General features: G+C 59.0%; 21 protein-coding genes and 2 pseudogenes. 5 read left to right on the top strand and 18 right to left on the bottom strand.

Annotation, left to right across the window (positions count from 1 at the left end):
• Positions 1–6 precede the first annotated feature (6 nt).
• A complete protein-coding gene (locus HFC70_RS22220; RefSeq protein ID WP_168475469.1) occupies positions 7–1,722 on the bottom strand; it encodes a ParB/RepB/Spo0J family partition protein in 1,716 nt (571 codons plus the stop codon).
• A gap of 388 nt (positions 1,723–2,110) precedes the next feature.
• On the opposite strand from HFC70_RS22220, the gene HFC70_RS22215 reads away from it, so the two are divergent.
• Complete coding sequence (locus HFC70_RS22215) at positions 2,111–2,482, top strand: type II toxin-antitoxin system RelE/ParE family toxin (protein ID WP_070150050.1); 372 nt, start codon at positions 2,111–2,113, stop codon at positions 2,480–2,482.
• 4 nt (positions 2,483–2,486) lie between these two features.
• Positions 2,487–2,855: an XRE family transcriptional regulator gene (locus HFC70_RS22210; RefSeq protein WP_210259388.1), complete on the top strand. Its 369-nt coding sequence runs from the start codon at positions 2,487–2,489 to the stop codon at positions 2,853–2,855.
• A 210-nt stretch (positions 2,856–3,065) separates the two neighbouring features.
• On the opposite strand, the gene HFC70_RS22205 is transcribed toward HFC70_RS22210, so the two are convergent.
• The 4 genes and pseudogenes from HFC70_RS22205 to HFC70_RS27070 all read right to left on the bottom strand — a co-directional run bounded on the left by HFC70_RS22205 (position 3,066) and on the right by HFC70_RS27070 (position 10,274).
• Positions 3,066–8,147 carry a helicase-related protein gene (locus tag HFC70_RS22205; RefSeq protein WP_168475467.1) on the bottom strand — a complete coding sequence of 1,694 codons (5,082 nt, stop codon included), beginning with the start codon at positions 8,145–8,147 and terminating at the stop codon, positions 3,066–3,068.
• Between the two features lie 99 nt (positions 8,148–8,246).
• Positions 8,247–8,852 (bottom strand): DUF1419 domain-containing protein, encoded by a 606-nt coding sequence (locus HFC70_RS22200; RefSeq protein WP_168475466.1) that lies wholly within the window; start codon positions 8,850–8,852, stop codon positions 8,247–8,249.
• 111 nt (positions 8,853–8,963) lie between these two features.
• The gene (locus HFC70_RS22195; protein ID WP_168475465.1) at positions 8,964–9,917 is read right to left on the bottom strand and encodes a DUF3991 and toprim domain-containing protein; all 954 of its coding nucleotides are present in this window, start codon (positions 9,915–9,917) and stop codon (positions 8,964–8,966) included.
• A 177-nt stretch (positions 9,918–10,094) separates the two neighbouring features.
• A pseudogene (locus tag HFC70_RS27070) lies at positions 10,095–10,274 on the bottom strand (hypothetical protein).
• A gap of 675 nt (positions 10,275–10,949) precedes the next feature.
• On the opposite strand from HFC70_RS27070, the gene HFC70_RS22190 reads away from it, so the two are divergent.
• Complete coding sequence (locus HFC70_RS22190; RefSeq protein ID WP_168475464.1) at positions 10,950–11,999, top strand: hypothetical protein; 1,050 nt, start codon at positions 10,950–10,952, stop codon at positions 11,997–11,999.
• Positions 12,000–12,047: 48 nt separating this feature from the next.
• Here the strand turns inward: HFC70_RS22190 and HFC70_RS22185 are convergent, their stop codons facing one another.
• Positions 12,048–12,542 (bottom strand): helix-turn-helix domain-containing protein, encoded by a 495-nt coding sequence (locus HFC70_RS22185; RefSeq protein ID WP_210259387.1) that lies wholly within the window; start codon positions 12,540–12,542, stop codon positions 12,048–12,050.
• A 75-nt stretch (positions 12,543–12,617) separates the two neighbouring features.
• Between HFC70_RS22185 and HFC70_RS22180 the strand changes: the two genes are divergently transcribed.
• Entirely contained in the window at positions 12,618–13,169 is a 552-nt protein-coding gene (locus HFC70_RS22180) for a PIN domain-containing protein (RefSeq protein WP_168475463.1), read from the top strand.
• Between the two features lie 15 nt (positions 13,170–13,184).
• On the opposite strand, the pseudogene HFC70_RS22175 reads toward HFC70_RS22180, so the two are convergent.
• The 10 genes and pseudogenes from HFC70_RS22175 to HFC70_RS22130 form a co-directional block, all read right to left on the bottom strand.
• Positions 13,185–13,964: pseudogene (locus HFC70_RS22175) on the bottom strand (OB-fold nucleic acid binding domain-containing protein); the annotation flags it as partial.
• A 132-nt stretch (positions 13,965–14,096) separates the two neighbouring features.
• Positions 14,097–14,429 (bottom strand): cupin domain-containing protein, encoded by a 333-nt coding sequence (locus HFC70_RS22170; RefSeq protein WP_168475462.1) that lies wholly within the window; start codon positions 14,427–14,429, stop codon positions 14,097–14,099.
• A gap of 12 nt (positions 14,430–14,441) precedes the next feature.
• Positions 14,442–15,452, bottom strand: coding sequence for a zinc-binding alcohol dehydrogenase family protein (locus HFC70_RS22165; protein ID WP_168475461.1), 1,011 nt, complete (start codon positions 15,450–15,452; stop codon positions 14,442–14,444).
• Between the two features lie 15 nt (positions 15,453–15,467).
• Entirely contained in the window at positions 15,468–16,346 is an 879-nt protein-coding gene (locus HFC70_RS22160; RefSeq protein WP_168475460.1) for a 3-keto-5-aminohexanoate cleavage protein, read from the bottom strand.
• A complete protein-coding gene (locus HFC70_RS22155) occupies positions 16,346–17,098 on the bottom strand; it encodes an SDR family NAD(P)-dependent oxidoreductase (protein ID WP_168475459.1) in 753 nt (250 codons plus the stop codon). The genes HFC70_RS22160 and HFC70_RS22155 overlap by 1 nt, the downstream gene beginning before the upstream one ends.
• An 11-nt stretch (positions 17,099–17,109) precedes the next feature.
• A complete protein-coding gene (locus HFC70_RS22150) occupies positions 17,110–18,144 on the bottom strand; it encodes a dioxygenase (RefSeq protein ID WP_210259386.1) in 1,035 nt (344 codons plus the stop codon).
• The gene (locus tag HFC70_RS22145; RefSeq protein ID WP_246735913.1) at positions 18,141–19,439 is read right to left on the bottom strand and encodes a Xaa-Pro peptidase family protein; all 1,299 of its coding nucleotides are present in this window, start codon (positions 19,437–19,439) and stop codon (positions 18,141–18,143) included. The genes HFC70_RS22150 and HFC70_RS22145 overlap by 4 nt, the downstream gene beginning before the upstream one ends.
• Before the next feature lie 5 nt (positions 19,440–19,444).
• Positions 19,445–20,497, bottom strand: a complete 1,053-nt coding sequence (locus tag HFC70_RS22140; RefSeq protein WP_168475457.1) for an ABC transporter substrate-binding protein — start codon at positions 20,495–20,497, stop codon at positions 19,445–19,447.
• Positions 20,498–20,539: 42 nt separating this feature from the next.
• A complete protein-coding gene (locus HFC70_RS22135; protein WP_168475456.1) occupies positions 20,540–21,370 on the bottom strand; it encodes an ABC transporter permease in 831 nt (276 codons plus the stop codon).
• Positions 21,367–22,194 carry an ABC transporter ATP-binding protein gene (locus tag HFC70_RS22130; RefSeq protein ID WP_210259385.1) on the bottom strand — a complete coding sequence of 276 codons (828 nt, stop codon included), beginning with the start codon at positions 22,192–22,194 and terminating at the stop codon, positions 21,367–21,369. Before HFC70_RS22130 ends, HFC70_RS22135 begins: the two co-directional genes overlap by 4 nt.
• A 278-nt stretch (positions 22,195–22,472) precedes the next feature.
• On the opposite strand from HFC70_RS22130, the gene HFC70_RS22125 reads away from it, so the two are divergent.
• Positions 22,473–23,006 (top strand): MarR family winged helix-turn-helix transcriptional regulator, encoded by a 534-nt coding sequence (locus HFC70_RS22125; RefSeq protein ID WP_210259384.1) that lies wholly within the window; start codon positions 22,473–22,475, stop codon positions 23,004–23,006.
• A 2-nt stretch (positions 23,007–23,008) separates the two neighbouring features.
• Here HFC70_RS22125 and HFC70_RS22120 read toward each other — a convergent pair whose 3' ends face one another.
• Together HFC70_RS22120 and HFC70_RS22115 are read right to left on the bottom strand one after the other, a co-directional pair.
• The gene (locus HFC70_RS22120) at positions 23,009–24,718 is read right to left on the bottom strand and encodes a thiamine pyrophosphate-requiring protein (RefSeq protein ID WP_168475455.1); all 1,710 of its coding nucleotides are present in this window, start codon (positions 24,716–24,718) and stop codon (positions 23,009–23,011) included.
• Between the two features lie 81 nt (positions 24,719–24,799).
• Entirely contained in the window at positions 24,800–26,245 is a 1,446-nt protein-coding gene (locus HFC70_RS22115) for an aldehyde dehydrogenase (RefSeq protein WP_168475454.1), read from the bottom strand.
• Positions 26,246–26,589: the final 344 nt, after the last annotated feature.

Here is a 26,589-nt window from a genome sequence, read left to right as displayed (position 1 = left end):
CTGGTGCTATTCGGCAGCCTCGCGGAAACCTTCGTCCGCCTCTTCCTCGGCCGCAGAATGGTCCACAATGTCACGACCAGAGAGCTGATCTTCAAGCGTATCGGGAACGTCGTCAGCATCCTCCAATCCGCTGTCGACGCTGGTGTAGCGTCCGACCCACGATCGCACCTCCTCAGCGGATGGCGCGAGCAGCGCTGCCGGATGCACCAGTTTTCCCTCGGCAAAATGCTCGACCAGAGCCACACGCGTATCCTTCACCTTGATCCGGCCGGGCACGCCTGCTGTTTCCGCCGCAGCCTCCAGCGCGTTGCGCGACAGGCATGAGAGGAAGTCTTCGGTCGCCATATTGGGCAGGAATTGATCGGCGCCGATCGCATCCCCGGCAATGCGGGCGATCAGGCCGCTATCGGAGCGATTGCGCCGAAGCGAAAGGACTTCGATCAGCACCGAGCGCGCAGCCTGCACCAGTGTCTCTCGATCAAAGGACAGCTTGCCGTCCTCACTGATCAGCCGGGCAGCATGCAGTGCGCATTTGGCATGACCGTAGGGATTGTCCGATGCGCCGCTGGCGACCGTGACATTCGTGCCGGTAAAGGCCAAAATGAGCAAAGCCATCAGCGTGTCGTCCTCGATCGGCGCCCGGGCAAGCGCCTCGTGCAATGCATCGGTGCGCAAGTCGCCGATCATGTCGAGACCCTTCTGGGTCACGTCGGGCCGCGCTCTCGGTGCCTCGACCTCATCGACGACGGTTTCGACACCATCGGCATCCTTGACCAGCTTGGGCTTCTTCACGTCGGGCACGCGATAGGCAACCGACTGAACCGAACCGTCGCGCGCATTGATGTACCATCCGGTCAGGTCGCCCTTGCCCGGTTTGCCGTAGACCTGTTGCGCCTTTGCCGGAAGTTTGGCCTGACCATATTCATTAGCCTCGATGACCGAGCCGCGCTTGGGCAGGTTGTTGGAGAGCCACTCTTGCTGGGCGCCGAGGAACGCCTCCACATCAGTGGTGTAACGGCTGTCTTCATCGGCGGGTGCAAAGAGGTCCTCGACCCAGGTGATGCCGTAAGCCTGTGCCAGATCTTCACCGAAGCTTGCATGTTTGGCCAGCATCCGGGTCGTGGTCAGCGCGCGGGCGACCTCCCACCACGAGACCTGCGGGTCCTGCTTCTTCGGCTTATACTTTTTCCACACTTCGGCCTGCTCGTCCTGGCCGGCAGCGGCGATCGTGCGCAGCTGCTGCTCGTTCGGCATATCGCCACGCGCCATCTGGTCGAGCATGGCGGGCAGGATATTGGCCAGAAGCCGCAGCTTTCGGATCTGCCGGCTGGGGAGCGCCAGCGCCATGGCGATCGACTCCTCGGTCCATCCAAGCGCCACGAGCCGCTCGATGGCGCGCCATTGGTCGACAGGGTTCAGCGGTTCGCGGGCGATGTTCTCCGCGAACGACTGCATGGCGCCAAGATCGTCGGAGGGATCGGCCAGCAGAAGCGGGATTTCCGAGAGATCCGCAGCGATGGCTTGTGCTGCACGCCGATGGCCGAAGACGATGACGTAGCTGTTGCCGCCCTCCGGATCGAGTTTGACGATGGGTGGCTGCACGACGCCGATGGCGCGGATCGATGCACACAACAACGCGTCGGACTGGGGTGAGGATTTCGACTGGCGTGACCGGTCGGGATTGTCCTTCAGGCTGCGCGGGTCGGCTGTAATCAACTGCATGGGATAATCTCCAGGTTTCGGGCGGACGGACTGTCCTTGCCCTCTCATCTTCTTTTCGAAGACATCTCCCGAGCCGCAGGAGGGGCCGGCGGCTGCAATTGCGCCGGAGCAGACCTGGCTTGCGGGCAAGCGAGGCACGCCTGCCTTGCGAGACGAGCTGGCCAGGTCTCGGCGACCGGCGCGATTGAGGGAACCGGCAGCCGTTGGACCGTCCTTGCGAACCGGTTTCCTATCCCGTTCTTTCCCCTTCTCGTTCTACTCTCGCCTTAGATCTGCTCGACCTCGATTGGCCATTTCGCACCAGGCGCTGTAGGATATTGAACTTGGATGCCCAAACAGAATCACCCAACGATATAACCTTGACAGCATATAACTCTGAGATCATATTATGACGAAGGAATGGGCAGTTCTGCTCCACGACGAGTTCGACCCGGAGTTTTCAGCACTGCCGGAAGAGGTGCAGGACGAAATCTTCGCGGCACTGCCGCTCTTGAAAGCTTACGGTCCACAACTTGGTCGTCCCTACGCCGATACGCTCAAGGGATCGGCACACGCGAATATGAAGGAATTAAGGTTCAAGGCTGCAGACGGCGTCTGGCGACTGGCTTATGCGTTCGATCCCGAGCGCCGGGCAATCCTCCTAGTGGCAGGCGACAAATCGGGCGGCAGTCAGACGCGGTTCTACAAAGTGCTGATCGCAAAAGCTGATCAGCGATTGACACAGCACCTCGACGCAATGAAGGAGAAAAAGAATGGCTAGATCATTGGATGACGTCCTTCAGGGCCTTCCTGCAGAACGTCGCGAACGGCTCGAACAGCTGGGCAACGAGCGGCTTGAGGAATACCGGACGCTCCAGGATCTGCGCAAGGCGCGAGACCTCACCCAGGTCCGTATGGCCGAAACGCTCGGTGTAAAACAGGAAAATATTTCGCGCCTGGAGAAGCGGAGCGATCTGCTTCTGTCCACGTTGCGCAGTTATGTCGGGGCCATGGGCGGCACCCTGGAACTCGTGGCTCGTTTTCCGGACCGGCATCCGGTCGTCCTGTCTTCCTTGTTCGATGATGATGCCGGGCCCGTCACAAAAGAAAACCCGGCAAGATCTCGTGCCAAAAAGCACCGCTCCGCAGCCTGACAGGCTGATAAAAAATATAGGTCCGATGGCAGAAAGTGCTCGCGCACTTGAAAACGAAAGGGCGCTCGACCCTTTCGGGGAGCGCCCTTTCTAACCCGGACAGCTTCGAACGCGCGGCAATTGCCACTGCAGGAAACCATCGAAACGGGTGATGACCGATAAATGTGTATCGAGCACCGCCGTTTCAAGTGACCACAGGTATGCCGTCGTTTACGCGGCTTCCTGGTGATCCTCCTCTGGTTCATCGGCTGTTGCCGCCAGATCCCTTTCGATCCCGTCCAGTTGGCTCAGCTTGAGTTCGAGCTCCGCCTCGAATGAGAAGCTTTCCCCCAGACGTGGCGTGTAGGAGGTGAGCCGACGTTTCGCATCGACCAGCCGGATCCGGTGGTTCTCGCGTTCCTGTTCAAATCCGCCAAGCGCATGCTCGATCCGGGAGATGGCACCGATCGGCGTCGTTGTTACGGCCAGGTCGATCTCGTAGTCGCCACCTGTGCGTTGAAGGAGTGTCTCGTAGCGGTAGCCATCCTTACCGAACCGTTCGCCGTGATAGGCGAGATCGAAGCCGCCGATCGTGGCAATGATGACCTCATTCTCCTGCTGAAGCTGAACCAGCGTGAGAATCTCCTTCATCAGCGCGCGGCCCGCGAGCTTTCGCTCGTCAAATTCGGCACTTCCGACCTGCATCGTGAATGCGTCGCCAAGGGTTGGGACCAGACGTTTGATGTCCTTTCCCACATCCTCGATCCGGCGGCTGGAAAACTCGATATCCCGTTCGGCATCGCGGATCTGGCGCCGGATCGCATGCTGATCGTCGATATGGGCGGCCCGCAGCCGATCGAGACGGGCGATCTCGGCCTCCAGCCCGGCCTTCTGCATCAGCCGCTCGTCGCCAGAGGCGATGGCCTTGGCCATCGCAAACTGGTTTGCCTGCCCCTCGCCCATATCCTCTAGCCGGCGGACGCTGGTATCGCCGGACAGCGCCGCCGCAATGAACCGAGCCTTGCGCTCGTTGTTCTGCCACATGGTGGCGTCGAGGCTGCCGAGCGTCGCGTAGGCAAACACGTCGACCTCGTCATGCTGGTTACCCTGGCGAATGATGCGGCCCTCACGCTGCTCGATCTGCGATGGGAGCCACGGAACATCGAGGTGATGCAGGGCCTTCAGCCGAGCCTGGACATTGACGCCGGTGCCCATCGTCTCGGACGATCCGATCAGGACGCGGACTTTTCCGGCATTGAAGTCGTTGAACAGCCGCTGCTTGGCATCCGACTTCTTGTAATCCTGCATGAAAGCGATTTCGGAAGCCGGCACGCCAAGGCGGACGAGCTCATCGCGGATCCATCTGTATGCGGAAAACCCGCGGGATGCTTCGACATTGATCGTGCCGAGATCGGAGAAGATCAACTGGCCGGCGCCCAGCCGGTCGAACGGCTTGCCGTCCTTGCGACGATACTCCGCCTCTCCCGTTTCCTGCCAGATCCGGTGGGCATTGATGACGAGTGCATTCAGCTTGTTGGCGGCCTCGTTGCCCATGGCCTGATCGACCAGCCGAAGATCAATCGCGGCATGCCGGCCGTCGGTGATGACCGAGAGCAAAATGTCGTCACCGGGCTTTGGCGGACCATCGCGCATCTCGATCGCCTTGATCCTGATATCAAGTTGCTTCTGGTACGCCTTGAAAGCAGCGGTTGGCTCGGCGGTGACGATCTGGCGCTTGCCACCGGAGACTTCAGGGACCTTCACATAGGTCCTGAGATCAGCTGGCAGCACGACATCGGCAAACGAGCGGAACATGGCAATCAGTTCCGGGACGTTGACGAACTGGCTGAAGCGCGTGACCGGCTTGTATTTACCCGACGGCTGCAGTTCGAGTTCGGTCGAGGTATCGCCGAAGGTCGATGCCCAGGCGTCAAATTCGTGCAGACCACGTTCCGACAATGCTTGGCTGTCCATCATCCGTTGGACGGAGAACATCTCGCCGAGCGTGTTGGTGATCGGTGTGCCCGAGGCCAGCACCAGCGCCCTCCTGGGGTTCTTCGTCTCGATAAAGCGGGATTTGACGAACAGGTCCCAGGCCCGCTGCGAACCGTTCGGATCGACACCGCGCAGCGTCGACATGTTGGTGGCGAAGGACAGCTTGCGGAATTCCTGCGCCTCGTCGACGATGATCTGGTCGACGCCCAACTCGGAGATGGTCAGTAGATCATCCTTACGGGCGGCGAGCGCTTCAAGCCGTTCCTTGTGACCTTCCTTCATGCGCTCGATGCGCTTGCGCGACAGCCGATCCTGGCTATCAACCTTGACCAGCATATCCTCGTATAGCTCCAACTCGTCCTGGATCATCTGGGCCTCGAACGATGAGGGCACGGAGATGAACCGAAAGGCCGAATGGGTGATGATGATGGCGTCCCAGGTGGCGGTCGCTGCCCGCGACAGGAATCGATGGCGCTTTTCCCTGACGAAGTTGGTCTCGTCGGCAACCAGGATCCGTGCGTTGGGATAGAGCGCCAGAAACTCGCGGGCGGCCTGCGCCAGGCAATGGCCGGGCACGACCAGCATCGCCTTGGCGATCAGGCCCAGACGCCGCTGCTCCATGATGGCGGCCGCCATGGTCAGCGTCTTGCCGGCGCCGACGGCGTGAGCGAGATAAGTCGCACCGGCGGAGATGATCCTCCAGATGCCCCGCTTCTGGTGCCCGTACAAAGAAAAGGCGCCAGAGGCGCCGGGGAGCTGGAGATGATCGCCGTTGAAGGATCGCGGCGCGATGTTGTTGAAGGTGTCGTTATAGACACGCGCCAACCGATCGGTGCGATATGGATCGGCCCAGATCCACGACTGGAAGGCCATCTTGATCTTGGCGAGTTTTTCCTTGGCGGCCTCCGTCTCAACGGTATTCAACACCCGGCGCTCGGTTTCGCCGTCGCGGATCGTGTCGAAGATCTGGGGTACGGACGAATTCAACGCGTCAGACAGAAGCTGGCCGGCATGACGACGGTGCGTGCCCCACTCGGTGGTACCGGCCGCCGACCATTCCAGCTGACGGGCATTAACCGTCCAGGTCGCCAGTTCCGGCAGATGATGGATGGAAATCGCGGTGTCCATCGTCTCTTTGACGAAGGCGACAACGTCATCGGCCGGGATCCACGGGGCACCGAGACGTGCGGTGATATCCGACGGCCGGAGATCGGCAGGTTGGACGCGCTCCAGCGCCGCAACATTGCGTTCAAAGGCGAGGTCGAGGTCCGCGGCCGCGCGGGCGACCGCGAGCTTCGAGCGGACTGCGCCGGACAGATAAGCATCAGCCATCTGCCACGAGCCGTCGGATGGATCGCGGAAGATTGCCTCCCCCAGCTCGCCGACGATATCACCTACATCACGGTGCAAAAGCTCAGCAATATGATCAGGATCGACATGGCCGCGCTCGTTAAGCACTACCGCGAGCGCATCCGACGCCGAGGTGATCACAGGTGCCGCCGGCGGCGCGATGACGCGCTCGGTAAAGATCGGCCCGGGCTTGGCGGTGTTGGCCTCCAGATCATAATCTTCGATGGAGGCGACCAGCCAGCAATCGGGATCGCCGAGGAACGGCGCCAGGTTCGGCCGGCGATGGGTCTCCCTGACTTCACCGGTTTCCGGATCCTCCGATGTCGAGACGGACGTGGAGTTGATCGGGCCGAATTCGCGCACGAAGCTCGACCAGGCGATGCGCAATGAGACCTGCGCCCGGGTCCAGGGCTGATCGCGCTCCTGAAGCTTGAGAATGAGCCGCACCGCATCGCGGATCGGGATTAGTTTGCGGATGATCAGGGCATGCTTGGCGAAGATGCCATCGGTGCTGCGGCCCTTCCTGACCTCGACCGGGACAGCGACCCCGTCCACCACCTGCATCAGCGTCGTGGCCTTGCCGATGAAATAGCTGCCTTCGCGAACCTTTGGATCATCCGGGCACTCTGCCACGGCTTCCGCGACTTCGTCCTCAGGGGCGAAGTCGATTGTGGAAGCTTTACCGTCATAGATATCGGCGGGCAGCTGACTGATTGCGGAGTTCAAGATCGTTTCGAGGTCATTGTCAAAAGGGAGGCATGTATAGGCTTCGCCAAACGGACCTGAGGTGATGACATGGCGGCCCAGCACCATGTCGGAATGATCGGCGAACCACCTGTTGACGCGGACGCTATCGCGCGCGCCCTCCAACCCAACATCCGCGAGATCGACCCATCTGTCGTCCCCAGCCTGCTCGTCGGCGCGGCGCTTCCGGAAGAAGAGGATATCGACCACGACATCCGTGCCGGCGTCAGCCCGAAAACTGCCTTCGGGCAGGCGGATTGCTCCAACAAGATCGGCCATGCCAGCGATATGTTCGCGTGCACGGACGTCCGCCTTGTCCATTGTGCCGGATGAGGTCACGAAAGCAGCAAGCCCGCCGGGCTTTAGGCCGTCGATGGACTTGGCGATGAAATAGTCATGCAGCCGGAAACCGAGGGAACGGAAAGCCGGGTCGCTTTTCACTGTCCGATCCGAAAACGGCGGGTTACCAATCGCCAGATCGAAATGCGCAGGCAACTCCGTCCGCGAGAAATCACTTGTGATGATCTTGGCCCGTGGTTGCAGCAACCGGACAATGCGGGCTGTCACCGGATCGAGCTCGACGCCGGTGACATGGCTCACCGTCGAGAGCGTCTCCGGCATCAGCGCCGGAAACATGCCCGTGCCAACACCCGGCTCCAGGATCCGTCCGCCCTTGAATCCGATCTGGACCAGGCCCGACCAGATAGCACGAACGATAAACTCCGGTGTGAAGTGGGCATATTGGGTGCAGCGCGCCAGAGACGCGTAGTCGGCCGCCACAACGGCGCTTTGAAGATTGCCACCGAGTTCTTCCCAGCCTTTGCGAAACGCTTCTTCGCCCGGACGGCGGAATATGCCGTTGGCCAAGTCCGACGCGCCGAAACCGGTGAACTTGATCAACCTGGCCTGCTGGTCAGGTCGGGCCGCCAGACCATGACGCTCGATCTCGTTTGCAAGCAGGATGGCGGCGATATTGTCTCGTGCCCGGTCGCGCCAAGATTTGGCGAGACCGCGTGAACCCTCCAGTCGGAAATCGACCTTCGTCCGCATCTGCGCTTTGGGCTTCGGTTCCTTGCGGACCGGAGCGGCTGGTGCCGGTGTCAAGGGCCGGGGGTCAATATCGGTCCCGAAATCTGCTGCGAAACCCGGCACCCCGAGATCGAAGCCGGATGCGAGAGATGTATTGCCGAACAGGTCGATGGTGAAAGGATCGTCATGCGCCATTGGAAAAACTCCTGTGAGTGGGCGCGCCGAGGCACGCTCGCGGGAAGAAGCGGAGTTGCCAGGCTGCGGATGGTGGAGGTTTGGTAATGAAGGCCGCCGTCAGGCAGCGATGGTTTCCGGCAGAAGACGGAATTGTACTGGCAGCTTGGCGGCGATCTCCTTGTCGGTCAGATCGTCGAGCAGCTTCCAGATCTTGCCGTGTGCTGAGGGATAGACGAGCACGATCCGGCGATTGCGCAGATCGGCTGGAAAGCGACCGTCGGCATAGCCACGAAAATCCGGACCGGTCGCGCTCCAGATATGATCGAGCTTTTCCTGTCGGTTCATGGCGCGGACTGGGCGGGATTCCCGTGCGATGATCTCGCCGCGCATCCGGTCTGGCGACTGACGATCGCCCAGGTCGCAATAGCCGTGAAACCAGCGAGACCGATCGTCGATCATCAATGCAAAGAACACGCTGGTGACGCTGGCGGCCAGAAACTCCCGCATGGCGAACATGTCGCCGCGGTAAAACAGCGGCAGCAGGATTTCGAACATATGATCGTGGTCGGCTTCTGTAATTTCGAACCATTCGCCGACATAGCGCCTGCCGGAAATACGGTCATCGTCGAATGGCGACTGGCTGTGGCGGTTGAACAGGGCGTACATTTCGTGGCGGCTGGCCACACCTTCGAATACTTTGCGGATGGTGGGAGGATTAAACATCTGCGGCTCCTTGGGGTGCGACTGAAGCGAAGCCTGATCGACCTCTCTGTTCAGTCCTTTGATCACCCCTCCTCAGCCGGCGCCTCGCGGGCAGCGGGTCAAGGGCCGCCGTCAGGCGGGCGGCAGCTTCACCCTTGATGCGGCTGGCCGCGTATGCGGCAGCTCTCCTCTCTCCCTCCTCTCCTTCACTTCCTCATTCCAGTCTTCACATCGCGGCCTCAGCCGCGAGAAATCGCAGCCGACGCTGTCCGCCATCTGGCGCAGACGATCGGCAAAAACCTCACCCTGGACATTGTTGTCGGTCGCGGCCACAAGCCACGCGCCCTCCCCGGACGCTAAGTTTTCCAGCGCGAGCGCGGTCAACGGCGACCAGCCGCCACCTGTGCTGACATAAAGCGTGTCGGATCGTGTCTGCTCGATCGCTGCCAGGCTTAGCGCGTCGATTGCCGCCTCCGTCACACAGATCCGACGAGCGTCGTTCATTCCAAACCGGAAGAGCGCCTTGGCGCCGCCGGTTGAAAACCCGCGCCAGTCCGGACCGCGCTCCTCCCAGCCGATAACGGCGCCAGCCTCATCGACATGCTTTGCCCACATCGAGCCATATGGCCCTTCGCGAAGAACGTCCGCCTCGATCGCTGCGGAGATGACCTGCCACGGCAGCGCGCGGCTCTGTCGAAGATAGCTCCATGTCGCCGATGCTCGCCACGGCCGCTTTCTATGGTTCCAGCGGTCAGCGATCGAAGCCACCGTCTCCTTTTGATGGAGTGGTTTCTCCCAGGCCGGCTCGGTGGGCTGAAACGCGACAAGATCGCCGACCGCCGCCAGGGTCTCGGCAAAGCCGATCCCATGGAGATAGCTTGCGAGCGCAAACACATCGCCCTTGGCGTCCGAACGGGCGTCGAACCAGCCCCTGTCGTCGTGGATGACGATGATGATGTCGTCGTCGCGTCGGAATTTGACCGCTCGGCGCGTGCTCTCTTTCCTGTCTATTGCGAATCCGTCATGCTCAAGCACGGCTGCGCAGCCCACCCGGGTACGCAGCTCCTCGATGTCCTTCTTTTCCATATCGCCTCCTTTAGCTTTTCTGACTCCTTCGGCTGTCAGCGCCCAAGGCCGCGAAGATGGAAGCGCGCAAGGGCGCGGTTCGCAATGTGCAGATCTGCCGGGACAAGCTCGCGGCGAAGCCTCCCTTGCGCGCGCATCAGCGCAAGCGGCACGCGCTCCCCCGAAGGGGTGATCGGCTCAATGAGCCGATCCGTAGGCAAAGGGATCATAGATATTGATGATGGCGTCCTCATCGCCGTCATATCAGGCGGAAAGCATGACGCCGATCTCGCCATCGATTTCGAAGAGGGTGACCGGGACCATCAGGGTCCGGGCAAGATCGAAAGCGTGGTTCTGTGCGAGGCTGAGATCCGACATGTGAGGCTCCATCCGTTGGCGGGGCCAATCCCCGCTCGATGGCGCCCGTTCGATCCGGACCCGGCCGCGGTCACCTCGGCGGCGCAGCCAGAGAGGTCGCAGTAGCTGCGAACCCCTTGCGGGTTGACTGCCCAAGGACGGGACTGGATTAGGGATGCCAGACAAGAGAGCTGGGTTGGCAACGCCAATGGTTGGAGCGGATTGCGTTCGGGCTAACTTGCACGGCCACTTCCTGATCAAGCAACCTGCCGATTCGGCTCTAACTCAGGGATGGAACTGCGCGGCGTCGGCCTGCTGGGAAGGGAACCTTGATGTTACGTTACGTGTTGCTGGACAGACCCTGATCGACGTACGCGTCAGGGATGGCGGCCCGAAGGGTGAAGACTTTAAATTGAAGGCTTCAGCGCAGCCAACAGCCCGGTCCCAGAGGGTGACGCCACACTCAGGAAAGCCAAGTCCCGCCTATGTGCAAGGATTAGGAACAACACATCCTGGCTTCAATTGACGAAACCTGGGGCTGAATTACTCCACGCGCTTCCTCAGAATTACCTGATTGTGGAAACGGTCCGCAAGGGAAGCGACTGAAGCCGGCAGGCCTTCGGAGTCGGCGTTGGCTTGCAGCCTGATGGCCGGGTGTCCAAGGCAGCGGTGGCTTGGTATTCTGGGTTGGGACGAATGAGATTCTTCCATGATCGCCAGGCCCGGCGTGAACCGTTGAAAACCCAACCGAAAACGAGAAAAATGAGAATACTCGAGCTATCGGCAAGGGCCGTGTCGGAAAACAGCATTTCACAAAGAATGTGCTTTGCGTGCGGCGGCCCCCCCAGCACAGGCGCCGGCGAACACGTGATTCCCAAATGGCTTCAGCATAAGTTCAATCTCTTCAATGAGCGTCTTACCCTGCTGAATGGGACACTTATTCCATATCGAAATCTGACTGTTCCGTGTTGCGAAGCTTGCAACAACGGTTTCCTCTCCCAGATTGAAAACGCCGTGCAGCCCATTATTGAGCGTGGCACAGTAGAGACTCAGGACGAAAAACTACTCCTTGGCCGATGGTTGTCTAAAATCCTGATCGGCTTTCTCGTGAAAGAGACCGGCCTCTTACTTGATCGCAAGCGACCAGATAGTGGGCCGATGGTTCCTGCGCAATTCATCGAGGAACTGCAGCACTGCCATTTCGTACTCCAAAGCGCGCGAAAACCCACCACATTCCGATGCCTCCACGGGGACTTGCCTTTTTCACTGTATTTTTACGAGGTCGCCGATACCGGAGGAGATCAAGAGTTCGACCTCTCGACAAATATTTTCGGACAGTCCGTAGCGATCAGAGCCGGCCGGCTTGGGGTGATATTTGTTAGCGACGGCGGGCTTCAAATGCACGCTGGCCCAGGAGGGCCTTACGCGCTCTCCGGATCCGCTGTTAGCGGCGCCCAATTCAGCGAACTGGCGGCTCGTGTTCACTACAAAGCCACACTGAGGGATGCGACGCATTTTTATATCACATCCGAGAATGATGAGTTCATGCAGGTGGAGCAAATGCATGTTGAGTCATATTCAGGCCTGATTCCGGGCAGCGACGAGTTGCGCATCTTCAAAGAATGGGACGAGGAAGCGTTGAGCTACGCCCTGGCGGCCTACACGCGATGTGACAGGTCCGCCGTATTTGATGAGGGAACAAAAACGTGCAAGTCGACGCTCGGCTCCCTTCTGAGAGATCATTGAACAAGTGGCGCACCCGCGCATTCGAGCCCGGCGCGCTATACAGCTCCTTCAGCGCTGCTTGATTTCGAGCTCATAGCCGCCAGCGTCTTCGCTCAATGAACTCAACCGATCCAGCGCCGATGTTCGCTTGGCGTCACGCACAGCCTTGAACGCTGCGACATCCACGGCTCTCAAACGCCGGTGACTTCCCACTTTTTCACCAGCAAGCTCGCCGGTATCGACCAAACGCACGAGATATTGCCTCGATACGTTGAGAATATCGGCCGCCGCCTGCGTTGACAGCATCTCTTCGTCGGGCAAAACCGTTACAGGTCTTCCGTCCGCGAGGAGTTCGGCGGCACGATACATGATGTCGGTCAGCGCATCTGGCAGGTCCAGGCGTTCGCCATCGGCATTGATTACCTGAAACGTTCCATGCTGCTTTGCGGAACGGGAAACCAACAGCGATGCGACACGGGCCGCGGCTGACCGCTCGAGTGCAGGAACGGCTTTCGAAGTCTTCGAGGGTTTTTTGTCTGACGATGTGCGATGTGATACGGCCATGCCGGTAATATGGCGTATAAACGCTATAAACGCAACTACCTCCCCGAATGATCGGGGGAATCTTGATGAGTGCCTATGCCAATCGCCGTCCTCGATGCCGACGTCCTATTCCCGATGATGTTGCGCGATACATTATTGCGCGTAGCTGCGGCAGACTGCTATCGCGCGCATTGGTCGTCGCGAATCCTGGACGAAGTCACGCGCAACCTTATCAGCGATTATGGAATGGAGCCCGCCAGAGCGGGGTTATTGCGCGCCGTTATGGAGGAGGCGTTCCCCGAAGCGAATGTCGAAGGCTGGGAACCACTGGAGCCGGCGATGCGGAACCACCCCAAGGATCGGCACGTGGCCGCAGCAGCTGCAGCGATCGGGGCTAGCATCATCGTCACATCGAACATCCGAGACTTCAGCGATCTTCCGTCCGGCATCGTCGCCATGACACCCGACGATTTTCTTGTCTCCCTGTTGAGTAAGGGGGCGGACAGGCTCCTGGGGGCGCTCGTCGCACAGGCCGCAGGCTATCGTCGACCAACTTTGTCCGTCGTGGAATTGATGGAAAGGCTGTCAGGGATTGCGCCCGAATTTGCCGCAAAGACATTGTCCATTTTAAGCACAAAAGCTAAATAACCGCTCATACGCGGTTCACTGAAAATTCCGGCTTTTCACCTTCAGCGTATCGATATGCAGGTCGGGTATGTAAATTTCTCGCGCCTTGACGCCCATCGGCGGCCGCTCGCGACTATCCGGACTTCCCGGTGAACCATGCGCGAACTCGTCGCCCCGTCCTGTCGGCACCCTGAAAGTGTCCCGCTCGCCGAGGCTCGCCAGATCACCGGTCAGATCGAACATCCGTTGCGCCACCAGATGCACGACGCCGCCTTCGCGCTGGATTTTGCCGTTGATCGCCATCATCGCAGATCCGAGCACGACACGGCGCTGTTATTCAAACAGGCTCGGCCAGACGACGATATTGGCAACGCCTGTCTCATCCTCGATGGTCATGAACATCACGCCCTTGGCACTGCCGGGCTTCTGCCGGACGAGGACAAGGCCAGCGGTCATCAACCATCGTCCGTCGCGCGCCGATGTCGCCTCGCCGCAGGTGACGATCTTTCGGCGGGCGAGATCCTCCCGCAGGAAACTGATCGGGTGGGCGCGCAGAGTGACCCCCGTATGCCCGTAGTCCTCGACGACATTGGCGCCCTCGGTCATTTGCCGTAACGTCACGTCCGGTTCTTGCTGTTCCGCAATTACCGCCCGCTCGCGATCGGCGGCTGCGGCAAACAGCGGAAGCGGTTGGTCGCGCAAGGCCTTGATTGCCCAGCGCGCATCGCGTCGTTCAAGTTTGAGAGCCGGCCGGAACGCATCGGCCTCGGCAAGCTTGACCAGGGAAGCCGACGACACGCCGGCTCGCCGCCACAAGGTGACCCTCGCCGGGAGCTTACTTTGGTTACACGCCTCTTGGAACTGCAAATGGTTAACGAAGCATAAGAACAGCTACACGCTGGGTCATTCTCACCTCGCTGAAAGTCTGCGACAAACCCCAACGCGGGGCTATTGAGGCATGACCAGTAAGATCGAAGCGGGCGCGTTTGTGCGGTTGACAAGCGCCCGGGCTTCTCCGGGAGCCAATCTGCAAGAATCCATGAATTTGAGCGTGACAGACCCGCTTGCCGTCTCGACCGTGACCTCGCCGTCGATCACGACATAGATTTTCTCCACACTTGCGTCCTTCATCGACGTGTGACCTCCCGGGAGAAGATGAGACAGGCCAATCCAGATGGAATCAGTTTGCGTTGCCTCCTTTCCCTGCAAGCGGAGACAGTGCATGCCGTAGTGTTCTGGAGCTTGATAGGGCTTTGCCTCACAATAGCGCATCACTTGCATGAAGGAGCCCCCTCAAGGTTTAAAAAGCACGCGATCGGAAGTGCCCCGCAGGACTGAGGCATACGCCTTTGAAGCGTCGGCGAGGCTATAGCAGGTGGCCGGATTGATGGGAAAAGGCTTTAGTTTTCCGTCTTCGAATTTCGGTTTCAGCTTGTCGAAAATCCTTGCACCATCGACGGAAGAGAGCGCGAGTGTGTCGATACCGATGTATTTGTGACAGCCTCGGAAAAAATTGAAGATGTCAAAGGGTACGGCACGGTCGAAGGTGGAGATAAAAATCTGCCGGGCATATTTCGCCATCGTCTTGTTGGCCACCTCGAAGTAAGGACTCCCGACCGTGTTGAACACGATGTCAGCGCCATGGCCTCCGGTTTTCTCACGAATGATGGAGGCGACATCCTGTGTCTGGCCATTCAGCATCTCGATCGGACTGTTGGCATGGCCGATGAATGTGCCGGTATTGTATTCGACGGCGAAGACATTGGCGCCGGCCATCGTCGCAAGCTGTATCGCCGCTTGACCGACTTTCCCGTTCGCGCCGCAAACCAGAACCACGTCGGTCGGCTGTACGCCGCCCGCTTCTTGCAGGCCTTCGAAAGCCGTGATGAACGGAACACCGATGGAGCCGGCTTCCTCCATCGTCAGGTTCTCCGGCTTGGCACGCACGGCCTTTTGGTCCAGCACCATCCATCGTGCGTGGCTTCCATTTTGGCTGATGCCGAGTTCACCGCCGCCGCCCCAGACTTCAAGCCCGACCAGTGAGGCCGGCCCTTCCCGGACGATGCCGCCGAAATCCCGGCCCGGTGTACGCGGCCAGATAGCGTGCGGCATATGGCCGAGGGAAGCCTTCACGTCACTCGGGTTGACGCCTGCTGCAACGATTTCGACCAGGACCTGACCCGGACCCGGACCCGGACGCGGCACGTCGACATCGATGACGTCGATCTGGAGATTATCGAGATCGGGGGACTTCTGCGTGAGCCACAGAGCTTTCCCAGCCTTTTGTGCAGTTTGCGTATCCATAAATCTATCTCCCGATCAGCTTTTCAATCCAAGAATTTTCCGTGCCTCGCCTGGTTCGGCGATCTGGGCGCCAAGCTTCTCGATGAGATCGCGCGCCCGTTCGACCAGTTCGCCATTGCCTTTGGCGAGCAGCCCTTTCGAAATATAGGAATTGTCCTCAAGCCCCACGCGGACATGACCGCCCAGCAGGTAGGACTGGACCGCCATTGGAAAGGACATGCGGCCGACGCCGAAACCCGTCCATACGGCATCGGACGGCAGCCTCCGCGCCGCGGTTGCCATGACATCGGGCGACGATGGAAAGCCATACTTGACACCCGTGACGATGGTGAACATGGCGGGTGAGCTCAGTACGCCCGCCGTCAGCAGATCCTGAGCAAGCACAATGTGACCCGTATCGAACACTTCAAGCTCGGGCTTGGAGCCGGCCGCATTGATGATGTCGGCCATGATCCTGATGTTCCCCGGCGTATTGATCACCACTTCGTTGCCAAAGGTCATGGTGTTGAGATCGAGCGTGGCGATATCGGGCTTGAGTGCAACGATATGTTCGACACGCCTTTCGGGCCGCATCAGGGTGGTACGAGGTCCGGCGACAGCAGGATTGTCGTCGCTGGGATGATAGCGGCCGCCGGGACCCGTTGTGATATTCAGGATGATCGCGTTGTTCTTGGCGCGGATACGCTCCACCACCTCGCGATAATGCTCCAGTTCCATCGAAGGCTTTCCCGTCTCTGTATCGCGCACATGAATATGAACGATGGCGGCGCCGGCATCGGCCGCTTCAAGGCAGGAACTCGCGATTTCCTCCGGTGTGACCGGAAGGCCCGGATGGTTTTCCCGCGTCGTCAGGTTTCCGGTGACCGCACAGGTGATGATGACTTTAGGCTGCATCAGAGGTGCCTCCCGCCATCGACGACAATCCTGGTGCCAGTCGAAAATTTGAGGTGGGTCGCACAAGCTACGATGGCTTCGGCAACATCGAGAGGCGAAGTGATCCGTTTGAGCGGCGTCGCCGCTGCTGTCTTCTCGTTGAACTCCTTGCCTCGTCCGGGAACGAATTGGGTATCGACAGCGCCGGGCGACACTGCGAGCACCCGGATGTCCGGCGCCAGTGCTCGGCCCAACGAGCTTGTCATAATGTCGATACCTGCTTTCGCTCCACAATAGGCGACATTCGAGCCGATGCCGGTAAAGCCGGCAATCGACGAGATATTGACGATAAGCCCGTTCCCCGTCGCTTTGAGCGCCGGTGCAAAGGCCCGAATGGTGGCGAAGACGCCGCGCCAGTTATTGACGAATATCTGGTCGATCAACTCGTCGGTCAGCGCGTCGAGGTCCGCATGCGGCACCGGCTTTGTGATGCCCGCCGCATTGACCAGAATGTCGATCCTGCCATATCGCTTCAGGACGGCATCGCGGAAAGACGTGATCGACGTCGTATCCTCGATCGCAACAGGGAAGGCCGTGTGGTCCGTGCGGTGCAATGCGGCGGCAATGGCTTGCGCACGCTCCTGGCCGGATCGATAGCCGACGACGACAGTCGCTCCTTCTGCGGCCAAAAGCTTGCAGGTCTCGCTACCGATGCCGCCAGACCCGCCCGTGACAACGGCAACTTTTCCGGTAAGTTTAAGGGAAGAAGACATCCGTTATGTTCCTAAATCTTTTTGCCGGTGATCGGCGGAACAGGGAAGGTCGGAACGCCGCGGGTGAGCTTGAATGTGTACTCGCAGACGAAAAATAGGGGCGTCGCCTCCGGATAGGCGGGATCACCCTGCAAATGTTGGACAAAATCGCCGACAATCTGCGTTTTGGCGCCGAATACGACATCGCTTGCCAAAGCCTCCGGCGTGTCTGCGAAAATCTGCGTAACTAGCGTTTTATGGCCAGGCGCCGAAACGATGAAGTGGATATGCGCGGGCCTCATGGGAGCGCGGTTCTGAGCGCGAAGCAAGTCTCCGACAGGCCCGTCGGTAGGCACTGGATATCCTGCCGGTTTGACCGATGTGAAACTGAATTCACCCTTATCATCTGTGCGAAAAACGCCGCGAAGATTGAAATCCGGTTGTTCGGCGTCCTGATTTTCGTAGAGACCGACAGGCGAGGCCTGCCAGACATCGAGCTTTGCACCAACAATCGGCGTACCGTCGGCGCTGATCACCTTGCCGCTGAAAAAAAGTGGGGAGCCCGGCGTATTCAAACGGGCGATACAGTCTCCGTTTTTGCAGTCGGGCGCATGGCCGCGGTAGAAAGGACCAAGCAGGGCGGACATGGTTTCGCCTTGCATTCCATCGTTGTTGATAAGATCGATCAGCGTCGATGCGCCGAGAACGTCCGCTGCGAGAACGACCTCGTTGTTAGTGTCATTCGTGGAGTGGCCAAGGGCCGCAATCCAGCGAAGAGCCGCCTCAAATTCTTCTTCGGTGGGCCGCGTTTCCCGGATGAAGTGATGAAGATGCGTCACCGCCGACGCCATGATCTGCTTGAGGCGGGGATTGTCCGTCCTTTCCATCGCGGCAATTACGGTGGGCGTGACTTCATCTTCCTTGGAGATCAAACTATGTTTCATGCGATCAAATCCATCGTTGTTGTTGCGCAATTCCGCAGGTGTTTTTTTCTCAGACGCGCACGAAAACTGACGGCTGCGTAGATCACGCAGCACGCGTTCCTTGACCTGCCGGAGCAGGTTCATTCTGCGACAATCAAATCCAGCGGGAAATCATCGACGCATTCGGCACCATCTTGCGTGATGATATACGTATGTCCGACAAACATGCCGAGGAGACCGTCGGGCGTGATCGGGTTAGGCTCCGGCATAATCACCATTCCCGGACGAAGCACCTGTTCGAAAGGTTCGGCATGCGCATGTTCCTTGAATATATGCGGGCCATCGGAAACGAGATCGATGCCGTGTGCATGGATCGGCCGAGATTGAACGCCATTCTCCCGGAAAAATTCACCTGCCTTGCGAATGTCCTCGATATTGGCGCCGGGCTTCAGCGTCGCTGCCATAAGCTCGAAGCCCGGCTTCGCAATCTCGTTCCAGAAGCGTGACACTTCGACAGGCGGCTGGCCGATGCAGACAGGAGATCCGATCTGCGCAGTATATCCACGATAGGATGCCGCGAGCTCCATGTTGATGATATCGCCATGCTGCAGTACACGCTGCGATGGGCGCGGATTGCCAAACACCATTGCCGGGTCTGCCATCGGGGTTGACCCGATGATCAGGAAATCGATATCGCCGCCGCCTTCGAGAATGGCAGCACCTGCCGCCGCTCGCAATTTGTATTCTGGAATGCCTGGTCGCGCCCGCTCGACGAGCGCTTCCATCGCGGCCTGCACGAGTTTGCCGGCCTGACGCACGCAATCCAGCTCTTCCGTGCTATGCACCGAGAGGAGCTCGTGCATGATGCCGTGCGTCATGACGATTTCGGCGTGTGGAAGGCCTTTTTTCAGCGTTTCAACCTGGTTCCAGGGCATATGATCTTGATGTCGCGGATCAACTTCAAGCAAGCCGACGCGAGCGCGTTCGAGCCCGAGTTCTTTCAGCCGCTCGATCATCACTTCGGCGTATTTGCCGCCACGGCTGCCGCGCACGTCGGTAATTGCGGCAGCGACTTCCCGGCGCGTTGCCTCGCAATGCGTGCCGCCCATGGAATAGACGAGTGTCGCCTCTCCCTCGAGTGGCACCAGGACGTAGCAGGCCAGCGCATGCCATTCCCAATGGCCCGTGAGCCAAAGCATTCCTCCACCCCAGCTCCAATGGCTGGGGCCGCCGGGTACTATCGCCGCTTGCAGCCCCATTTCGCGCATTTTGGCTCTGAGGGCATCATAACGTCGCTTGTATTCCGCCGCAGAAAACTGTTCGTAGATCGCATCGCGATAGTAGGGCGTGCCACGCATGCGGTTGAAAGCGGCATTCTGGTCGAGGCGATGGCGAACCTCTTCCCAGTTTCCGGCGTGAGGCGTTATGATTGCGTTCATCTTCCTCAATCCTTGCAAGAGCCGATGGTGACAGGTCCGCCCGCCGCGGCGACCGCCTCATTCGCGAACGCCAGATCGACGACTTGATCAAAGGATGGCTTTTTGTCCGGAGAAATGTCGCCATTGGCAATCGCATTGTCGATCGACCATTCTGTATGCGCTTTGTTGAAGCCTGTATTCACCGCCCAAATGCAATTCGCTGTGAGGAAATCATACGCGAATTCTACGGCTTCCTTCGACTTCTCGGTCGCCTTGACCATGATCGGAACGACCTTGTCCTTCTCGGTGTAAATAAGGCGATTTGCTTCAATCATACTGGCGATCGTATCGCGCAGCAGGGTGCGGTCACGCGCTATCCACTCGGTAGACGCCCCATAGCTGTTGAAGGCCATATTAGGCAAAAGCTCTCTCAGCGAGGTGAGAACATGGACGCCTGGTTTCGACTTTTGCGCGATGTAAAGGTCTTCAGGATGCAACACGACGCCATCAATCTGGTCCGTTAGCAATCCGGGTAGGCGCCCGGCAGTACCTTGCGAAACGAAGGTCGCGTCGTTGAGCGTCAGGCCCGCCTTTTTTAATACTTCGCGGCCCATCAACCAGTTGAATCCGCCTGTACCGCCGGCTGCCGATAGCCTGTTGCCCTTGAGATCGGCGAAGGTTTTGATTTTTTCCACAACGGTGTAAGACTGAGGTGCGCGGGGCAGGAAACCCCAAATCTGCTTGGCGCGAATTCCCTGGGCAATTGGCGCCTCGGGCAGGCTGCCAATGGCTGTGCCCTGGGCTACCGCAGTGGTTGCCGTGCCCGCACCACCGCCATCGAATTGAATGATATTGGCATCGATACAATGTTTGGCAAACAGACCGAGCTCCTTGGCGATATAAGGCGTGGTGTGGACCACGTTCGGCGGGGTGACGCCGACGCCAACGTTCACTTTTCGTAGGCCGTTGGGACAATTTGCCTCTTCGGCCCAGGCACCCTTTGTCGTGGCAACACAGGCTGCCAGAAAAACGACACTCACAAGTCCGATGTAGCGAACTTTCTGTTCTACGTGTCTCATGGATTCTCCTCCCCAGGAAATCGATTTGCTGTTCAGAATCTGTCAGTCATTGTCTTTTCGAGCGGCCCATGGTGCAACGCGAGCCTCGATGATGCGCAGGAGCCACGTAAGGCTGACCCCTAGAAAACCAAGCAGGACAACCGGTACGAACATCCGGTCGATCTGGTAAGTATTGGCCGTCCGGACGATAAGATATCCAATGCCGGATATGGCCGTATAAAGATCGGCAAGGACCATGCCGATCAGGCCGCGACCAAGGGCAAGACGCAAGCCCGTCATGATAAACGGCAAGGCGGCGGGTAGAATGATGTTCGTCCACAGCTGTCTTTCGGAGCAGCGGAAAGCCTGGCCGACTTCAAGGAGCTTCGAATCGACGCCTCGAACGCCCTGATACGTGTTGATCGCCACCGGAAAGAAAGCGAAGAGGAATAAGATCACGACCTTGGCACCCGTATCAAAGCCCACCCACATCACGATCAGTGGCACCAGCGCGACGGTTGGGATCGAGTACAGGAATGTTAAAAGCGGACTAATCGCGACATCGAACATCCAGTAGCGCGCAAGCAGCAAGCCCGCAGCAATTCCGATTATGCATGCCAGCGCCATGCCATAGGCAAGCACAAGAAGGCTTGGCGCCAGATAGGTCCATAGTTCTCCGCTCCCGATCATTGTCACCGCCGCTTTAGCGACGGCAACCGGGGTTGTAAAAAGTACGGGATCGACGCTTCGGCCAATGACCTGCCAAATGATCAATATCGTTATGAGGGAAACGGCGCGGATCGCCGCTGTCTGCATCATGCGGCTGGCAAGCAGGCCGCGGATGGCACCAATAGAGCCATTGGCGCTCACATTCGAATTCCTGACAATGATCATGCGACCTCTCGGGGTGCAGTGGTACGTGAAAGCGGTCCACGCAATTGGTGCCACAGATGCAAACGCAATTCGGCAAAAGCCGGATCGGAACGGATCGCGTCGATATCGCGAGGCCAAGCAAATGGCACGTCGATCATTTCGCGAATGCGGCCCGGCCTGGCACTCATAACAGCGATACGATCACCCATGATGATGGCTTCATCGATCGAATGAGTGATGAAGACCATTGTCTTGCGCTCTTCCGGCCGCTGCATGAGGCTTACCAGTTCCTCCTGTAGGATCTCCCGTGTTTGCGCATCAAGTGCGGCAAACGGCTCGTCCATGAGAAGAACGGATGGATTCATCGCAAGCGCGCGAACAAGGCCAACCCGCTGCTGCATACCCCCGGAAAGCTGATAGGGGTAACTTGCTTCGAAGCCGTTGAGGCCGACAATGTTCAGGTAGTACTCAACGCGCTCTGCAATTTCCGCCTTGCTGCCGCCATTGATCTTAAGACCGAACGCCGCATTTTCGTACACAGTCTTCCACGGCAAGAGCCCGAAATGCTGGAAGACCATGGCAACCCCCTTGGGAGGTCCCTGTACGCGAGTGCCCTGCACCGACAATGTACCGGAACTGAGCGAAGTAAGGCCGGCTATGGCGCGCAGCAATGTTGTCTTGCCACAGCCTGACGGGCCGACAATGCAAAGAATTTCCTGTTTGCGGACAGAGAGATCGAGATCGCTGAAGGCGGTAACCGTACCGCCAAAGACCTTCATCGCATTGCGCGCTTCTATCGCGAAATCGCTTCCGTCAGGAGCGATTCCCTGGGTATCTGAATGCAACAAAGGCTTCTCCTCCTAAGCATGTTGCCAGGCCACTATTGTCAGCCTTTATAGAAGCTTAGTGAATTTAGTTTGGCTGTCAACTAGTTTGTTGACGATTTGAACTCTGACAGTACCGTTCGTGATTTTGCCCGCTGCAAGGGATCGCAGTTCGGCCTAACGGTCGGCGCGGGAGCAATTGAAAGAAAACATCACCGGACGAAAAATATCGATCACAAGCGGTTTGCCGCTTGTCGACAGCATGCTAAATCCCAATTTTCCAACATTTGAAGAGTTCGATGCGTAAACCCAGGGAAAACAAGCCTTCGAGGCCCCGCAAATACCGAAAGGCCCAGCCGGCAAATCCGCCGGAAGCGCTTGATATGGGTATTCTGGATAGTTTTCTCGGCTTCCACTTGCGCTTGGCTCAGGAGGCATCGTTTCGCATGTTTGCGCGAAAGGTCGATGAGCTTCAGGTGAGACCCCAGCGTTACGCGATCCTGACGATCATCGGCAATAATCCGGGGGTCACGCAAAAGCAGCTCTCAATTGCAAGCGGACGTGACAAGTCGACGCTGACGGCTGCTCTCAGCGATTTGCACCGCAATGAATTCATAGACAGACGGTCTGTTCCGACTGATCTTCGCAGCAGCACACTGCATTTGACCGAAAAAGGCCAGATGCTGCTCGAGGACCTCACAAGGCACGCCCGTGACCACGAAGCCGAGTTGGATGCGATCATGGGGCCTGATAAAGTTCAGATGATCGCATGGCTGCGCAAGTTGACGGCAGCTCTTTCAGCCGCCGACGTGAAGTCCGACGATGATGATTAGGATCAGGGTGCTATCCTGATTTCGACGAGAGCCTGGGTTTTCCTGGTCAACACGTGATCAATCGCTTTTGCCAGAGTTGCATGCAGATCGCGTCCATGTTGAACCCGTGCCGTCCAGGCGCGGCTCGCAGCTGCGACCTGGCAGAAATCGGGCGAAGGCGCCAGCGAAACGAGCGGCATGTCGTTGGATCTGGCTGCGAACCCATCAGGGTAAATGCCGAGCACGGATTGTCGCACGGCTCCCCATGAACTGTTGTTCAACACAAGGACGAGAAGCGGGATTTCAAGCGCCTCTGCAACCTGATGGCAGGCGACCGGATTGGAAAACATATAGGATCCGTCCCCCATGGTCGCGATGACCAGCCGGTCCGGATCCGCGAGCTTCATGCCCAAGCCTGTGGGAAACGACCAGCCAAGACCGCCGGAATGCGGCTCCTGGAACCAGGCACCATAGTGGCTGATGTCGAGCGGCTCCAGCGGTACGCCAAGTTCAGAAAGGATGGATGCTTTGCGACCTGCCAGAGCCCGGCTGAGGCAGAGACTGACAAATGCCTTCGAGACCGCATCGCCATCTCCGGACCCGGCCTCGCGACGGACCTCTTGCCTGCGGGCTTGCGCGGCCGCGGCAACGACATCGCGTCGAATCTTCCGCGCAGCTTCCGACCCGGGCAGATAGTGCTTTGCCGCCTGGTTGAGCGCGACAAGCGTATCGCCAACATCTCCAACAAGATTGGCGGTCGACGGAAAATGGCGGGTCGGAAAACGGCTATAAAGCGGATCCTGGCCGATATGGACAACCTTGCAGCCAGGCACGGGCTGATGGATGTCCGGCGACCATGGTGCCAGGCAATCGATGACGAGCACCAAGTCGGCATTGGCCAACCACGGTGCCGGATCGACCCCTACGGCCATAGGATGGTCGGTTGCCACCGCCAGCTGTATGGCCCAATATTGGCAGACGGGAATGGCCCATTCACGTGCCATCTCCTCCAGCGCTGCAAACCCTTCCTCGGACTGAGTTCCACGTTGCGCTATAATAAGGGGACGCTTGGCTTCGGCCAGGAGCATGGCGACGTGCTCGAGGTCCGACAAGCGTGGCGCGGCGACCGCCGGAACCATGAGCGGAGGCAAATCAAGGCCGTCAGACGGACAGGGCTCGCACAATATCTCCCGTGCAAGGCTGACATAGACCGGCCCGCGCGGGGTAGAATTGGCTATGGCATGGGCACGATCAACGGTGTCCATCGCCTGCTCGGGGAAACTGAGATCGCAGTCCCATTTTGTCGCCTCCCGCACAAGCGCGGTCTGGTCACGCATTTCCTGACCCCACCCGATCGGCACGGTGCGGGCTCCAAGCCGGTCTTTCTCCGCAAGCGGTGTACGTCCGGAAAAAAGCAGGATCGGCACATGTTCGGTAGCGGCATTGATTGCGCCCATGGCACAGTTTGCCAGGCCGACATTCGTATGGGCCATCACGGCCTGAGCGCGCCCGCTGGCGAGATAATAACCGTAAGCGAGCCCCATGGCCGCACTCTCATGCGGCACGACAACGGCACGCGGGAGGGGTATGTTGCGCGCCGCGGCTTCGGCCAGACCTTCGATAATCGGGGGAAAATCCGTGCCTGAATTGGCAAAGATGTAATCGACACCGAGTGCTTTGAGACGCGCGAGAATTGCCCCGCCGGCGGTGAGTGTATGTGTTCCGTTCGCCATGCTTTACCCTGAAACTGCCAGCGGCCATCGCAGCCGGAAGGGGTCTTCCGGCCTGCCAAACGATCGCGTGCGACCTTCGATTTAAAATGGATAGTGCTGGTCCGGATCTTCGATCGTGATCCAGCGCAAATCTGTGAATTCCGCGATGGCCGCCTTGCCGCCGAACCGCCCGTAGCCAGACCCTTTCACGCCGCCGAACGGCATCTGAGCCTCGTCGTGAACGGTCGGACCGTTGATATGACAAATACCGGCTTCGACGCGGCGTGCCACGGCCATGGCGCGACCGATATCGCGGCTGAAAACGGAGGACGACAGCCCGTATTCGGTATCGTTGGCCACCCGGATCGCTTCGTCGTCCCCCTTCACGCGGATGATACTTTTCGCCGGCCCGAACGACTCCTCGCTATAAATGCGCATCTCCGGCGTCACGCCGTCGATCAACGTGGCGCTCATGATCGCGCCGTGACGTTCGAAGCCCGCGATCAGGTGCCCGCCCTTGGAAACCGCATCGTTGACCATGCTCTCGACGCGTTCGGCCGCCTCGACCGTGACGAGCGAGCCGAGCACCACATGCCCTCGTGGATCTCCGGCCGGCAGAGCGCGTGCTCTTGCTGCCAGTTTTTCCACGAACACATCGGCCACCTTTTCATCGACGATGATGCGTTCCGTCGACATGCAGATCTGTCCCTGGTTCATGAACGCCCCGAAAATGGTGGCATTGACCGCAGCATCGAGGTCGGCGTCGTCCAGCACGATGAGCGGCGCCTTGCCGCCGAGTTCGAGCAGCACCGGCTTCAGGTGGCGCGCCGCCATTTCCGCAATGATCTTGCCCACTCTGGTGGAGCCCGTGAAATTGATGCGCTTCACAGCGTGATGTTCCACCAGCGCCTGCACGACCTTCGGCGCGTCGGCGGGTGCGTTAGTCAAGATACTGACGACGCCTTTCGGTAGGCCGGCTTCCCGCATGACGTGTCCGATGAGGCGATGAACGCCCGGACACATCTCAGACGCTTTCAAAACGACGGTATTGCCGCAGGCCAGCGGCATGGCGATAGCGCGGGTACCGAGGATGACAGGCGCGTTCCAAGGGGCAATGCCGACGCATACACCAGCCGGCTGGCGCAAGGCAAACGACATGTTGCCTGGTTTGTCGGACGGTATGATCTCCCCGGCGATCTGCGTCGTCATAGATGCCGCTTCTCGCAGGATACCGGCGGCAAACATGGCATTGAAGCCGCCCCAGGGCGCGGTGGAGCCGGTCTCCGTCATCATCAGACGGATAAATTCCGGTGCCTTGCTCTCCATGACATCCGCCGCCTTGAGCAACAAGGCGCGTCTCTGGCCTGGGCCGGTCGCGGCCCATCCTGGAAAAGCCGCCGCAGCTGCATCCACCGCGGCATTCGCGTCTGCGACCCCGCCCGCCGCTGACCGGCTCGCCACCTCTCCGGTAACCGGGTCGCGACGTTCAAATGTCGTTCCGTCAGCAGCAGCTTGGTCTTCGTTATCGATTAAAAGTTGAATGTCCATACGTTACTCCGTCCTCCCTGCGATTTGCCTGCACCGGGCTCCTTATGGATAAGCTAGCCGAACACGATCGGACGCGCAATCTAGTTTTGCATCAAACTATAATTTGAATTGAAGATTGCAGACGATATAAGAGGTTCTGAAGGTCGGCTTGAGATTCAGGCTTCCAAGATGTGAACCAGATTGGGCTCGAACGCAGATATGGAACGGCCCGGTTAGCAAGGGGTTTTCTGCGTAAATCTCCGTCGGACGGAGCAGTCACATGTCCGGGCTGCAGTGCGGTCATTGCCGCTGGCCACGATGAAATCCGCGACACCGATCAACTAATCACTTTCATGGGGCTTGAT

It is taken from the genome of Agrobacterium sp. a22-2 (genome assembly GCF_012276985.1).
Classification (GTDB): domain Bacteria; phylum Pseudomonadota; class Alphaproteobacteria; order Rhizobiales; family Rhizobiaceae; genus Allorhizobium.
Note: the sequence above shows the minus strand (reverse complement) of the source record. Positions and strands in the feature narration are given on the sequence as shown.